The 13,115-nt window shown below is 71.6% G+C and carries 14 protein-coding genes; 9 read left to right on the top strand and 5 right to left on the bottom strand.

The window, feature by feature from the left end; all coding sequences use genetic code 11:
* The first annotated feature begins 6 nt into the window (after positions 1-6).
* The 3 genes from ABJI51_RS32300 (at position 7) to ABJI51_RS32290 (ending at position 2,970) form a co-directional block, all read left to right on the top strand.
* Positions 7-792, top strand: a complete 786-nt coding sequence (locus ABJI51_RS32300) for an LOG family protein (protein WP_072474475.1) — start codon at positions 7-9, stop codon at positions 790-792.
* Positions 792-1,370: an LOG family protein gene (locus ABJI51_RS32295; RefSeq protein WP_348955013.1), complete on the top strand. Its 579-nt coding sequence runs from the start codon at positions 792-794 to the stop codon at positions 1,368-1,370. The genes ABJI51_RS32300 and ABJI51_RS32295 overlap by 1 nt, the downstream gene beginning before the upstream one ends.
* Before the next feature lie 523 nt (positions 1,371-1,893).
* Positions 1,894-2,970 carry a response regulator gene (locus ABJI51_RS32290; RefSeq protein ID WP_348954837.1) on the top strand — a complete coding sequence of 359 codons (1,077 nt, stop codon included), beginning with the start codon at positions 1,894-1,896 and terminating at the stop codon, positions 2,968-2,970.
* On the opposite strand, the gene ABJI51_RS32285 is transcribed toward ABJI51_RS32290, so the two are convergent.
* Positions 2,967-3,641, bottom strand: a complete 675-nt coding sequence (locus ABJI51_RS32285) for a lysophospholipid acyltransferase family protein (RefSeq protein WP_348954836.1) — start codon at positions 3,639-3,641, stop codon at positions 2,967-2,969. The genes ABJI51_RS32290 and ABJI51_RS32285 overlap by 4 nt on opposite strands.
* 51 nt (positions 3,642-3,692) lie before the next feature.
* On the opposite strand from ABJI51_RS32285, the gene ABJI51_RS32280 reads away from it, so the two are divergent.
* Positions 3,693-4,595: a glucosyl-3-phosphoglycerate synthase gene (locus ABJI51_RS32280; RefSeq protein WP_348954835.1), complete on the top strand. Its 903-nt coding sequence runs from the start codon at positions 3,693-3,695 to the stop codon at positions 4,593-4,595.
* On the opposite strand, the gene cydC is transcribed toward ABJI51_RS32280, so the two are convergent.
* From cydC to ABJI51_RS32260, 4 genes are all read right to left on the bottom strand, one after another.
* Positions 4,531-6,177, bottom strand: coding sequence for a thiol reductant ABC exporter subunit CydC (cydC, locus tag ABJI51_RS32275; protein ID WP_348954834.1), 1,647 nt, complete (start codon positions 6,175-6,177; stop codon positions 4,531-4,533). The genes ABJI51_RS32280 and cydC overlap by 65 nt on opposite strands.
* Positions 6,178-6,891: 714 nt before the next feature.
* Positions 6,892-8,454 carry a thiol reductant ABC exporter subunit CydD gene (cydD, locus tag ABJI51_RS32270; protein WP_348954833.1) on the bottom strand — a complete coding sequence of 521 codons (1,563 nt, stop codon included), beginning with the start codon at positions 8,452-8,454 and terminating at the stop codon, positions 6,892-6,894.
* 11 nt (positions 8,455-8,465) lie between these two features.
* Positions 8,466-9,452: a cytochrome d ubiquinol oxidase subunit II gene (gene cydB, locus ABJI51_RS32265; RefSeq protein ID WP_348954832.1), complete on the bottom strand. Its 987-nt coding sequence runs from the start codon at positions 9,450-9,452 to the stop codon at positions 8,466-8,468.
* 3 nt (positions 9,453-9,455) lie between these two features.
* On the bottom strand, positions 9,456-10,616 hold the full coding sequence (locus ABJI51_RS32260; protein WP_348954831.1) for a cytochrome ubiquinol oxidase subunit I: 1,161 nt from the start codon (positions 10,614-10,616) through the stop codon (positions 9,456-9,458).
* A gap of 141 nt (positions 10,617-10,757) precedes the next feature.
* Here ABJI51_RS32260 and ABJI51_RS32255 point away from each other — a divergent pair, with 141 nt between their 5' ends.
* Genes ABJI51_RS32255 through ABJI51_RS32235 form a run of 5 tightly spaced genes read left to right on the top strand, consistent with a single transcriptional unit; the run spans position 10,758 to position 13,071 of the window.
* Positions 10,758-11,075 (top strand): helix-turn-helix transcriptional regulator, encoded by a 318-nt coding sequence (locus tag ABJI51_RS32255; protein ID WP_348954830.1) that lies wholly within the window; start codon positions 10,758-10,760, stop codon positions 11,073-11,075.
* Positions 11,072-11,740 (top strand): permease prefix domain 1-containing protein, encoded by a 669-nt coding sequence (locus ABJI51_RS32250; protein WP_348954829.1) that lies wholly within the window; start codon positions 11,072-11,074, stop codon positions 11,738-11,740. Before ABJI51_RS32255 ends, ABJI51_RS32250 begins: the two co-directional genes overlap by 4 nt.
* Entirely contained in the window at positions 11,737-12,060 is a 324-nt protein-coding gene (locus ABJI51_RS32245) for a DivIVA domain-containing protein (protein ID WP_348954828.1), read from the top strand. Before ABJI51_RS32250 ends, ABJI51_RS32245 begins: the two co-directional genes overlap by 4 nt.
* The gene (locus ABJI51_RS32240) at positions 12,057-12,515 is read left to right on the top strand and encodes an SRPBCC family protein (protein ID WP_348954827.1); all 459 of its coding nucleotides are present in this window, start codon (positions 12,057-12,059) and stop codon (positions 12,513-12,515) included. Before ABJI51_RS32245 ends, ABJI51_RS32240 begins: the two co-directional genes overlap by 4 nt.
* Positions 12,508-13,071: a DNA-3-methyladenine glycosylase I gene (locus ABJI51_RS32235; RefSeq protein ID WP_348954826.1), complete on the top strand. Its 564-nt coding sequence runs from the start codon at positions 12,508-12,510 to the stop codon at positions 13,069-13,071. The genes ABJI51_RS32240 and ABJI51_RS32235 overlap by 8 nt, the downstream gene beginning before the upstream one ends.
* The last annotated feature ends 44 nt before the right edge of the window (positions 13,072-13,115 follow it).

The following is a 13,115-nucleotide window of genomic DNA, read 5'->3' as shown; positions in this document are numbered from 1 at the left end:
GGCGTAGTGAGTGAACAGTCTGAATGGCCGGACGGCCAGTACCCCGAACGCCCGGTAGAGCGCCACAAGGGCCCGGTCGTGCTGCGCCGCGACCGCCGTGACCAGGGCAGCACCACCGACCAGCGGCTCCTGGACTCGCGCGGCCCGAGCGACTGGGTGCACACCGATCCGTGGCGGGTGCTGCGGATCCAGGCCGAGTTCGTCGAGGGCTTCGGCGCGCTCGCCGAGGTCCCGCGCGCGGTCACCGTGTTCGGCTCGGCGCGCACCAAGCGCGAGAACCCCGAGTACGAGCTGGGCCGCAAGATCGGCGGCGCGCTGGCCAACGCCGGGTTCGCGGTGATGACCGGCGGCGGGCCGGGCGCGATGGAGGCGGTCAACCGCGGCGCGGCCGAGGCGGGCGGCTTCTCCATCGGGCTGGGCATCGAGCTGCCGTTCGAGCAGGGCCTGAACCCGTGGGTCGACCTCGGCGTCAACTTCCGCTACTTCTTCGCCCGCAAGACGATGTTCATCAAGTATTCGCAGGCCTTCATCTGCCTGCCCGGCGGCTTCGGCACGCTCGACGAGCTGTTCGAGGCGCTGACGCTGGTGCAGACGAAGAAGGTCACGAAGTTCCCGGTGGTGCTGTTCGGCAGCGACTACTGGGGCGGGCTCTACGACTGGATCAAGAACTCGGTCATGGCCGAGGGCAAGATCAGCCCGCACGACCTGGACCTGCTGCACGTCACCGACGACATCGACGACGCCGTCCGCGTGGTCCAGGAGTCCTACCAGGCGTGGGAGGACACGCACTGATGCGCCGGATCTGCGTGTTCTGCGGCTCGTCAATGGGGTTCTCGCCGCGGTACGCCGAGCAGGCGGCGGCGCTGGGCAAGCTGCTGGCCCAGCGCGGCATCGGCCTGGTGTACGGCGGCGCGAGCGTCGGCACGATGGGCGTGGTCGCCGACGCGGCACTGGCCGCGGGCGGCGAGGTGATCGGCGTGATCCCGGAGGCGCTGTCGTCGGTCGAGATCGCCCACGCGGGCCTGTCCGAGCTGCACGTGGTGGCCGACATGCACCAGCGCAAGGCGAAGATGGCCGAGCTGTCCGACGGTTTCCTGGCCCTGCCCGGTGGCGCGGGCACGCTGGAGGAGCTGTTCGAGGTCTGGACGTGGGCCCAGCTCGGCCTGCACGGCAAGCCGATCGGCCTGGTCGACGTCGACGGCTACTACGCGCCGCTGATGACGTTCGCCGACCACATGGTGACCGAGGGCTTCCTCAAGGACGGCTACCGGAACCTGCTGCTGACCGACCCCGACCCGGCGGTGCTGCTGGACCGGTTCGAGACGTACGAGCCGCCCGCGCCGCCGAAGTGGGCGCCCCCGGGCCCGTAGGCGCTCGTTATCTTGTTTGCCTGATCTTGTGCGCGCCCGCCCGGGCGCGGCACGGTTGCTTCACCACACTCCGGTCCCTGGGAAAGAAGACCTCCTCCCGCAGCTTTCGGGCCGCGGGGCTCGTCGCGACAGCCCGCGATGGTCGCGCTGTCGAGAGGAGGTCGCGAAGTGGTCGTTCCCTCGGACCGGACGACCCGGTCGAAGCTGCGCCGGGCCGCGAAGTGGTGCCGCGGACGCAGCCGCCCGGCTTGGCGGGTGGTGCGCGTGTCCTCGTGCTGCTGGAGGCCGTCGTGGCGCCACTGAGAAAGGACGAGGCCCTCGCCGTCACGGCGAGGGCACTCATCGTGGTCGGAGACACGATCGTCGACGCCGGCAAGCACGGGCGGTCGTGACCCCGGGTCCGGCTGCCGCGAGGCGGCCGGGCCGTCCTTTCCCATGCAACAGCACCGGTGGACGCGAACCAAGCGCCGATATCCTGGGAGCGACACGAAAGTGGTTTCGTTGCGGCGGATCGGGGCGGCCGATGACTTCCTGCACGGTGTGCGGCGACCCGCTGCCCGAGGCGACCGAGACGGGCCGTCCCCGCAAGTTCTGCTCCGACCGGTGCCGGTCGAAGGCCCACCGCGAGCGCGAACGCGAAGCCGGGCGCGACCGGGAGCGGCTGGCCCGCCGGTGCGAGATCGAGGTCGGCGGCCTGCGCTGTGCGCGCGGCGCGGTCTTCGCCGTGGCCGTGGACGGCCGCGAGCTGAAGGTCTGCGCGGAGTGCCGCGAGGTCGCGCTGAAGTTCCTGGTCGGGCAGGGCGCCGCCGCGACCGCGATCGAAACCCGGCGCATCGCCGCACCGGACAGCGCACCCCCGCCGCGGCCGACCGAACGCGGCGACGTGCTGCTCGTCGAGGACCACGACATGGTGGCCTCCGCGCTGGCCGCCGCCCTGCGGTCCCGCGGCTACGACGTCAGGGTGGCCCCGGACGGCGCGACCGGCTTGCGCGAGGCGATGACGAAGCGTCCCAACCTGGTGCTGCTCGACCTCGGCCTGCCCGACTGCGACGGCCTCGCGCTGCTGCGCAAGCTCCGGGACATCAGCGACGTCCCGGTCATCATCACGACGGCACGCGGCACGAAGAGCGACAAGATCCGCGGTCTGGACAGCGGCGCCGACGACTACCTCGTCAAGCCGTTCGACATCCAGGAACTCCTGGCCCGCATGCGCAGCGTGCTGCGGCACCGCGCGCCCCGGCCGGACGCTAGCTACGACGACGGCGTGCTCCGCGTGGACTTCGCGCTGCAGCAGGTCCGGGCCGCCGGGAGCGACCTGACGCTGTCACCGCGCGAGTATCGGTTGCTCGAGTTCCTGGTCCGGAACGCGGGCACGGCCCGGCCGGCCGAGGCGATCATCGCGTACGTGTGGGGCGATGTCACCGCTACGGCGAAGCGGACTTTGGCGGTTCTCGTGGCGTTGGTGCGCCGCAAGCTCACCGCCGAGGGCCTCAGCCCGTCCGTGATCGTCGCCGCGAACGGGATCGGCTACTACTACCGGCCGCCGAGGCCACCATCGCGCACGATCGGGTACGGCCACGCGCCGAACATCGTGAACTAGGCGGCGCCTTCGTTCGGCCGCTTGTGGTAGGTGTCCACGTACTCCTGGCCGGAGAGCTCCAGGATCGCGTACATGACCTCGTCGGTGACCGACCGCCGGATCGCGGGCGAGTAGTCCTGGCCCTCGTAGCGCGAGAAGTCCAGCGGCTTGCCGAACGTGATGCCGATCTTCGCCAGTCGCGGGATCTTCGCGCCGTTCGGCTGGAGGTTCTCGGTGCCGGTCAGCGCGACCGGCACCACCTTCGCGCCGGTGGCCAGTGCCAGCGCCGCGACGCCGGTGTGGCCGCGGTGCAGCCTGCCGTCCAGGGACCGGGTGCCCTCCGGGTAGATCGCGAAGACGCCGCCCGCGTCGAGCACCTTGCGGGCCGCTTCCAGGGCCGCGAGCCCCGCCTGGGCGTTGCCGCGCTCGACCGGGACGTAGCCGAGGCCGCCGAGGAACCCGGCCAGCAGCTTGCCCTTGAGGCCCTTGCCGGTGAAGTACTCGGCCTTGCCGAGGAACTTGACCTGCCGCGGCGTCGCGAACGTGATCACGCCGGTGTCGAGCGCCGCCCGGTGGTTGGCCGCCAGCAGGACCGGGCCGCTGAGCGGCACGTTCTCCACGCCGTGCACCTCGGGCCGGTACAGCGCCCTGGCCAGCGGTCCCAGCACGAACCGGACAAGCTGCGCGATCAAGGGGTCCTCCTCCTCGGTGACGGTGACACCAGCATGGCACGATCGTTACTCGTGAGTTGGTTCGAGCGGCGGACGTGGCAGGAGCCCGGATGGACGCCCGGGGACATCCTGGCCGCGAAGGGTGACCGGACGGTTTCGGTCGTGCTACCGGCCCTGGACGAAGAGCGGACCGTGGGCGAGGTCGTCGCGTCGGTCCGGCCGCTGGTCGGTTCGGTTGTCGACGAGCTCGTCGTCGTGGACTCGGGTTCCACGGACGCCACCGCCGAAACCGCCGAAGCCGCCGGCGCGCGCGTCGTGCGCCGCGAAGACGTCCTGCCGGACCTGCCGCCGGTGCCCGGCAAGGGCGAGGTGCTGTGGCGCTCGCTGGCCGCGACCAGCGGCGACCTGATCGTCTTCCTCGACTCGGACCTGGTCGACCCGGACCCGGCGTTCGTGCCGTCACTGCTCGGCCCGCTGCTCACCGAACCGGGCGTGCACCTGGTCAAGGGCTTCTACCGCCGTCCGCTGCGGCTGGAGAGCACCGGCGGCGGCCGCGTCACCGAGCTGCTCGCCCGCCCGGTGCTCTCGGCGCTGCGCCCGGCCCTCGGCGGCCTGGTCCAGCCCCTCGGCGGCGAGTACGCGGGCACGCGCGAGTTCCTCGAGTCGGTGCCCTTCGCCGCCGGGTACGGCGTCGAGATCGGGTTGCTGCTCGACGCCGAGGCGCGGTACGGCCTCGACGGGCTCGCCCAGGTCAACCTCGGGGTCCGCAAGCACCGGAACCGCTCGCTGCGGCAGCTGGGCGTGATGTCCCGGCAGATCCTCGGCACCGCGCTGGCCCGCTGCGGCGTCCCCGCGGCGGACGCGCCGTTCACGCAGTTCGTGCAGGTCGACGAGGAGTGGCTGCCGGACGTCACGGACGTCCGGGTCGCCGACCGGCCGCCGATGCGGGAAGTGCTCGCCCGTCTTCGAGGGTGAGGACCTCGTCGAAGCCCGCGACGTGCTCGGGCCGGTGGGTGACCAGGAGCACGGTGCCTTTCGCCTTCGCGAGCACGCGCTCGAGGACGGCGTCGCCGTGGGCGGGGTCGAGGCCTTCGACGGGTTCGTCGAGCACCAGGACCGGCGGCGCGGCCAGCACCGCGCGGGCGAGGACCAGCCGTTGCCGTTGACCGCCGGACAGCGCCGCGCCGTCCGGGCCGGTGTCGCGGTCGAGGTCGAGGTCGAACCCGGCGGTTTCGCACGCTTCCCGCAGCTCGCCGTCGGTCGCGTCCGGCTTCGCGAGCAGGAGGTTCTCGCGGACGGTCGTGTGGAAGACGTGGGCGTCGGCCTCGGCGCCGGAGATGACCGACGGCAGGTCCGCGTACTCGGTGACCGGGTGGCCGTCGAGGGTCACGCGGCCAGACGTGGGGGTTTCGAGGCCGAGGAGCAGGCGCAGCAGCGTCGTCTTGCCCGCGCCGCTCGGGCCGAGGATGCCGACGCGCTTGCCGGGCGGCAGGTCGAGATCGACGTCCTGCAGCGCGGGCGCGCGGCCCGGGTACTTCCGGCTCGCCCGTTCGAGCCGGAAGTGCCCGTCACGCGCGATGCGGCTGCCCTTCTCCGGCACCGGCCGGTTCAGCACGGCCCGCACCCGCGCCGCGGAGGCCCGGATTTCGGGCACCCGCCGGGCGGCGCCGATCAGCGGAAGAACGACCTCGAAGCAGGTCAGCGCGGCCAGGGTCAGCGCGGCGGTCCACGGCACGGAGGCCCCGGCAAGCAGGGCGACGCCGACGGTGGTGCCGAGCTGGACGAGCACCCCGGCGGCACCGGCCAGCGACGTCTTCGCGGAGGCGAGCCGTTCGCTGCGGGCGAGCCTGCCGACAACGGCGGTGGCGCGGCCACGGTGTTCCTCAAGCGCACCGGCGGCAACGAGTTCCCGGTGCCCGGTGACGAGTTCGACGGCCCGTTCGGCAAGTTCGGCCCGCTGCGGGGCTTCGGCCCGGGCCGCTTCCCCGGTGACCCGCACGACCAGCCACGGCAGCAAAACCCCGGCGGTCACCAACCCGGCGGCGAGCACCCCGGCGGCGGCGAGAGACGCGGTGGCGGTGACCCCGACGGAGACGAGCCCGACAAGGAAGGCGACCCCGGCAGGCAGCAGGCACCGCAGGACGGCATCCTGCAGAGCGTCCACACCGGACACAACCCGGGTGACGAGATCCCCGCCGGAGAACCGGGAGCCGGGAGCGAGGGCCTGGTAGACGCGGGTACGAAGGGCACCGAGCCAGCGAAGGACGACTTCGTGCCCGGCAAGCCGTTCGGCATACCGGAGCCCGCCCCGGAGGAGGGCGAGCGTCCGGACGGCAACAATGGCAAGGGTGAGAGCGGCCAGCGGAGGCCGTTCGGCGGCCCGCAGGAGAAGCCAGGCAGCGGTGGCCATGAGACCGAGGGCGGCAAGTTCCGCTGCGGCGCCGAGGAAAGCGGCCCTCAGGAGCCGGAGAATGTCCCTGGGGGAGATGGCCCAGAGCCCCGAAGCGGCCCCCACCCTTCCCTGCAGGGTTCCGGCAAAGTCGTTTGTGCTGGTCATGGGTGATTCCGAAGAGTGTGAGTGGTTGAGCGGGGCTGCAGGGCCGGGTGGTCGCGCCGCTGCGGTGTCGTGAATGACTCATTCATGTCGGGGTCCGGCAAAGTCGCTGTGCCGTGGGGTGACCGGACGTCATGAACGAGTCGTTCACCTCGCCTGAGGACAGGAAAGAGTCGTTCATGTCGTCCGGATACCGCTCGAAGGTCGCCGTCAGATGACCGGGTGCAGATCGGCCGGCGCCGCCCAGAAGCCCACCAGACCAGCCCCCGCCGCTCCCAGGGGGGGCGTCCCCAGGCCCAGTCTACCCGCCGGCCCCGGGGAAAAAGGGCCGCTCGGCGATCTGTGGACAACTGCTCGCCTGTGGACAGGGAACTTGACATCACGCCGCCACCTCCGAAAGGACGCGGCGAACGCACCCAATGCCACGTTGGGGGCATCGCGCCGAGCCGCGCGCCGCCGGGAATCTGATCTCCGACGACGTGAATGAGTCATTCACAACATCCCGCGACCCCCGTCCCGGGGACGGAAACCGCACGTAAGGAGCCGGATCGGGGGCGGTGAACGGCTGCAGGGTCCCGGCCACGTCCCGGTCTCTCCGCCTGGGGGTGAGCTGCGGTCGTGGGCCGGGCGATGGTGCTGTCTTGAATGAGTCATTCAGGGCTTCGGAGGTCCTGAATGACTCATTCAAGACGCCGGTACCGGACGGAAAGCGCACGTTCACGCCGCCACCCCCGTCCGAACCCGGCCGTCCCGCAGCTCCACCACCCGGTCCGCCAGCGACACCATCGCGGGCCGATGCGCCACCAGCACCGCCGTCCGGTCCGGCAGCAGCCGCCGGGTGGCGGACAGCACCGCCGCCTCCGTGCGGGAATCCAGACGGGCCGTCGGCTCGTCGAGCAGCACCAACCCCGCCGAGGTCCGGGCCAGTGCCCGGGCCAGGCCGACCCGCTGCCGCTGCCCTGCCGACAACCCCTCGCCCAGCTCGCCCACCGGCGTGTCGAAACCCTGCGGCAGCCCCGCCGCCACCGAATCCAACGCTGCCGCGCGGGCCGCGGACGCGACGTCCGCCGACGGCAAGCCCAGCGCGATGTTCGAAGCCAGTGAACCCCGGAACAACGTCGGCCGCTGGGGGACCCAGGCGATGTCGGCCAGCCACGACTCCGGGTCCAGCGACCGCAGGTCCACCCCGTCCACCAGTACCCGCCCCGACGTCGGCGGCACGAACCCCAGCAGCACCGCCAGCAGCGTGCTCTTCCCCGATCCGCTCGGCCCCACCAACGCGATCCGCGACCCAGCAGGCACCGTCAAGTCCACTTCGGACAATGCGGGCACGCCGTCGTAGCAGACCGAAACCCGGTCCAGCACCAGCGAAGGCGCACCCCGGCGCCGGGTGAGCGTGGCCGCACGCGGGGAAACCACCGGCACCGACAAAGCCTCGTTCAACGCCGTCAGGCCTTCCGCCGCCGCGTGGAACTTCGCGCCCGCCGCCCGCAGCGGCAGGTATGCCTCCGGGGCCAGGACCAGGATCAGCAGTGCCGTCCGCGCGTCCAGGCCACCCGCCAGCAGGCGGAACCCGATCGGCACCGCCACCAGCGCCACCGACAGCGTCGCCACCAGCTCCAGCACCAGCGCCGACAGGAACGCCACCCGCAACGTCCTGAGCGTCGCGTCGGCGTGCGCGTCCGCCATCGCCCGGACCGTCCGTGCCTGCGCCTCCGCCCGGCCGAACACCTTCAGGGTGCCCAGACCGCGCACGACGTCGAGGAAGTGCCCGCCCAGCTTCGTGAGCAGGCCCCACTGCCGGGCCGTCCGCGCCGCCGTGTGCTTGCCGACGAGGATCGCGAACACCGGGATCAGCGGCAAGGTGAAAGTGACGACCAGCGCCGACGTCAGGTCCGTGGTGAACAGCCGCACGATCACCGCGACCGGCACCACCGCCGACACCACCAGCGACGGCAGGTACCCGGTCAGGTAGCTGTCGGCCGCGTCGACGCCGCGCGTCACCTGCGTCGCGACGACGCCCGCGCGGTCTGCCCGCGAGCCGAGCAGGCGGCGGCGCAGCGACGCCTTGACCTCGGCCGCGTACCGTCCACTCAGGACGGAATGGCCGAGGGAAAGTGCCACGCGGGAAGCGATCGCCAAGATCAGGAACAGCGATACGCCACCGCCGGTGAGCAGCGTCGCGAGACCCTCGGCTTGGAGCAGCACGGCGAGCGCGGACGCCACGGCCAGCAGCGTCAGGACCGCCAGGTACCGCCGGAGTCCGGGCAGAGCGGGCACGGCCTTCTCCCTCAGAAGTGCAACAGCGAGCGCTGGTCGACGGGACGGCGGTGGGTGCGCCAGGTCAGCCACTGGACCACCAGCAGCACCACCAGCGCCGGCGGCGCGAACCAGGCCAGCACCGCGAACGTGCCCGGCGCCGTCGCCGCCTGGCCGACGGTCAGCGTGTAGCCCGGCGAAACCAGCACGGCCGGGAATCGCAACGTGCCCGCGAACAGGGCCGGGCACGCCGACAGCACCATCGAGCCGACGAGCGCGACCCGGTACCGCCGGGCCGCCAGCGCCCAGCGGGCCACGCCGAAGGCGAGGAATGCCAGCGCCGCCGCGCCGAGCCCCAGCACGGAAACGTCGTCGAGGGCGAAGAAGCCCCACACCGCCGCGATCACGAGGAACGCGAGGACCGGCGTCGCGAACGCCCGCGCCAGCCGCACCGCGCGGCCGGTCAGCTCGGCCGGGGCCCGCACGGCCAGGAACGCCGCGCCCTGCAGGCAGAACAACGCGACGAACCCGAGTCCCCACAGCGCCGCGTACGGGTTGAACAGCGCGAGCACGTCCCCGGACGGCGTTCCGTCGGCGTTCAGCGGCAGCCCGACGACCAGGTTGCCGAGGAACAGGCCCCACGACAGCGCCGTCACCAGCGCGCCGCCGACGATGCCCGCGGTCCAGGCGCCGCGCCGGGCGTCCGGGCGGCGGCTGCGCAGCTGCATCGACGCCGTGAACGTGACCAGCCCGAGCAGCAGCGTCACGACCAGGACGTACGCGCCGGCGAACACCCTGCCCTCCAGGTGCGGGAACGCGCCGAACAGCACGCCGACCGCGGCCACCAGCCACACCTCGTTGGCCAGGAAGAACGGGCCGAGCGCGCCGAGCGTCTGACGTCGCCGCCGCTCGTCGGACTCCAGGCCGGGCAGCAGCATGCCCACGCCGTAGTCGTAGCCGGCCAGCGCGAAGTACCCGCAGGTCAGCAGGCCCAGCACGCACCACCAGAAGGTCACCATCGGTCAGACTCCGCTCAGGACAGGCAGTTCGGCGGGCTCTTCGGCCGGGTCCGGGCCGCGCTTGGCGACGCGCGCCATGAGCACCCAGTCGGCGATCGCGAGCGCGGCGAACAGCAGCGTGAAGGCGATGAAGGAGAACAGGATCTGGCCGGCGGGGACGGCCGCGACCGCGTCGGCCGTGCGCAGCTTCCCCCAGACCAGCCACGGCTGACGGCCGATCTCGCGCACCAGCCAGCCCATGATCGCCGCCGCGAACGGCAGCGGGATCGCCGCGACCATCAGGTAGTGCAGGAACCGCGCCCGGGTGATCCAGTTGCGGACGAGCAGGACCGCGCCGAGCACCGCGCAGAAGAACATGACGAAGCCGAGCATGATCATGATCCCGAGCGGCAGGCCGACGCCGCCGGTCTTCAGCTTGTCCGGCTGGTACTTCGCCAGCTCGCCGAACTGCGCGAAGCCCTGCTCGATCACCAGGAACGCGCCGATCAGCGCGGCGACCACGCCGAGGCGCATCGACCGGCGGAAGAACTCGACCTCGGTGGTGCGCTTGAGGAAGTGCCAGGCGCTGACGCCGACGACGAAGAACCCGCCGGTCACGATCGCGGCGCCGATGACGTGCGGCAGCGACGCGGCCAGCGCCGGGTTGCCGAACAGCGCGCCGAAGTCGTCCAGGTGCAGCGTGCCGTTCTCGACGTGGCTGCCGACCGGGTTCTGCAGGAACGAGTTGGCCAGCATGATGAACAGCGCCGACGCGTACGCGGTCAGCGTCACCAGCCAGATCAGCGTCAGGTGCAGCCACCTGTTCATCCGCCCGAAGCCGAAGATCCACAGGCCGAGGAACGTCGACTCCAGGAAGAACGCCACCAGCGTCTCGATGGCCAGCGGTGCGCCGAAGACGTCACCGGCGAATGCGGAAAGCCCGGTCCACGTCAGCCCGAACTGGAATTCCATCACGATTCCGGTGACGATCCCCAGTGCGTAGTTGATCACGTACAACCGGCCCCAGAAGCGGGTCATCCGCAGCAGCTCGGGCTTGCCGCCGACCGCCGCGCGCGTCTGCATCACGGCCACCAGCGTGACCAGCCCCAGTGTGAGCAGCACGAACAGGAAGTGGAACGAGGTCGTCGTCGCGAACTGGAGTCTCGCGACCGGGAGTGCGTCCATGGCGCCCGACTATATACGTAGGCTGGCTACATGTAGCCGTCAAATCCATGAGATCCGGGTCATCTCCGGGAAATCCCCGGGTGCCGCCAGGGGTGCCCGACCAATACCGTCTCCGGGGTGGGATGCGTAGACTGCTTACCTATGAAGGCGGACACCTTGCGCGGACACCTCGACGCGTTGCTGCTGGCCGTGCTCGACGGCCGGAAACTGCACGGCTACGCGATCATCGAGGCGCTCCAGCTGCGCAGCGACGGCGCGCTCGACCTGCCGACCGGCACGGTCTACCCGGCGCTGCGGCGGCTCGAGCGGGCAGGCTGGCTGGCCAGCGAGTGGGACGTCGTGTCCGGCCGCAAGCGGCGCACCTACCGGCTCACCCGCTCCGGCCAGCAGGCACTGGCCGCCGAGCGCGCGGAGTGGCGGGAGTTCACCACGGTCATCGGGGGAGTGCTGGAAGCATGATCGACGGGTACCTGGCCGAGCTCGACCGGCGGCTGCACGGCTGCGGCCGGTTCAAGGCCGACCTGCTGGCCGAGGCCCGTGACGGCCTGCACGACGCCGCCGACGCCTACCGCGCCGGCGGCTGGAGCACCGAGGAAGCCGAGCGCCGCGCCGTCGCCGACTTCGGCCCGGCCGCCGTCGTCGCCCGCGACTACCAGGCCGAGCTGGGCATGCTCAGCGGCGTCCGCACGCTGTGGAAGCTCGTGCTCGGCGTGCCCGCCATGCAGATCGCCTGGGACTACGCGCGGATCCTCACCTTCGGCGAATGGTCGCGGCTGTCGACGCCGACCCCGGAGTGGTACAAGGTCATCGCGCACGCCTCCCACGGCGCGGTCTTCCTCGTGCCGGTGGTCGGCCTGCTCGCGCTGCTCGGCACCCGCTGGCTCAGCCGCCGCCTCGACGGGCCCCGGCTGTCCCGCTTCTGCGGCGCGCTGATCGCCTTCGCCGTCGGCGTCAACCTGGCCTCGGTCGGCCTGCTGGTCGGCGCCACCGGCGTCGTCGACATCTCGCGGTTGTTCCTCAGCGTGCCGTGCGCGCTGCTGATGATCGCCTGGGTGCTGCTTTCGGTCCGGCTCGTCGTGCTCGCGCGACGATCCTGGGGCAGGTATGCCACGATCGTCGCGTGACGACCGCGCTGATCTACCTCGTAGTCATGCTGCTGGTGGCGGCCGTGGTGTTCCTGCTCGCCGCCGTGGTCTTCGGCCGGGGTGAGGAGCTCGCCCCGCTCCCGCCGGGCAGCTCGCCCACGCGGCTGCCCGCGGAGGACATCACCGGCGCCGACCTGCAGGACGTGCGCTTCCAGCTGGTGCTGCGCGGCTACAAGATGTCCGAAGTGGACTGGGTGCTGCGCCGCCTCGGCGTCGAGATCGACGAGCTGCGCGCCCGCGTCGCCGAGCTGGAGGAGCGCGAGCGGGCCCGGGAGAGCACGGCCGAGGGCACTCAGTGACGGACCTGGTGCTGTCGGTCGACGTCGGCGCCCCGGCCGGGACGACCTGGCTCGCGCTGACCGACTGGGAACGCCAGGGGGAGTGGATGCTCGGCACCGAGGTCGAGGTCGTCGCGGGCAACGGCCGCAGCGTCGGGTCGCGGCTGTCGGCGTTCACCGGGGTGGCAGGCATCGGCTTCACCGACACCATGGAGATCACCGGCTGGGAGCCGCCGGTGCGGTGCGCGGTCCGGCACCTCGGCAGTTTCGTGCAGGGCACCGGCGTGTTCCAGGTGGTGCCGAAGGGCGCGACGCGCTCGACGTTCGTCTGGGCGGAGCACCTGCGGCTGCCGTTCGGTCCGGTGGGCAGGCTCGGCTGGCCGGTCGTGCGGCCGGTGTTCGCGCTGGGGGTGCGCCAGTCGCTGCGGCGGTTCGCGCGGTTCGCGGAGAACTATTCGGTGGGTGGGGATGAGTGAGCTTCTCGGCGCCGACGGCGTCCCGCGGTGCAGCTGGGGCAATTCGGCCCCGGACTACGTGCGCTACCACGACGAGGAATGGGGCGTGCCGGTCCACGGGCAGGACGCGCTCTACGAACGGCTGTGCCTCGAGTCGTTCCAGTCGGGGCTGTCGTGGATCACGATCCTGCGCAAGCGGGAAGCGTTCCGGAAGGCGTTCAAGCAGTTCAAGCCCGCGAAGGTGGCGAAGTTCGGCGACGCCGACGTCGAACGGCTGATGCAGGACGCGTCGATCGTGCGGAACCGGGCCAAGATCCTCGCGGCGATCAAGAACGCGCAGGCGATCGCTTCGCTGGACACGCCGCTGGACGACCTGCTGTGGTCGTTCGCGCCGACGTCCCGCAAGCGGCCCGCGACGATGGCCGACGTCCCGGCGATCACCGCCGAGTCCAAGGCGATGGCGAAGGAACTGAAGAAGCGCGGCTTCGTCTTCCTCGGCCCGACGACCTGCTACGCGCTGATGCAGGCCACCGGCATGGTCGACGACCACGTCGAAGGCTGCTTCCGCGCCTCGTGAGTGAGTAACAGTGTTCTAACACTGTTACTCACTCACGACGAGCT

Origin of the sequence: Amycolatopsis melonis (assembly GCF_040064235.1) — a bacterium.
Taxonomy (GTDB): domain Bacteria; phylum Actinomycetota; class Actinomycetes; order Mycobacteriales; family Pseudonocardiaceae; genus Amycolatopsis; species Amycolatopsis melonis.
The sequence above is the reverse complement of the archived record's forward strand: the minus strand, read 5'-3'. Positions and strand labels throughout refer to the sequence as shown.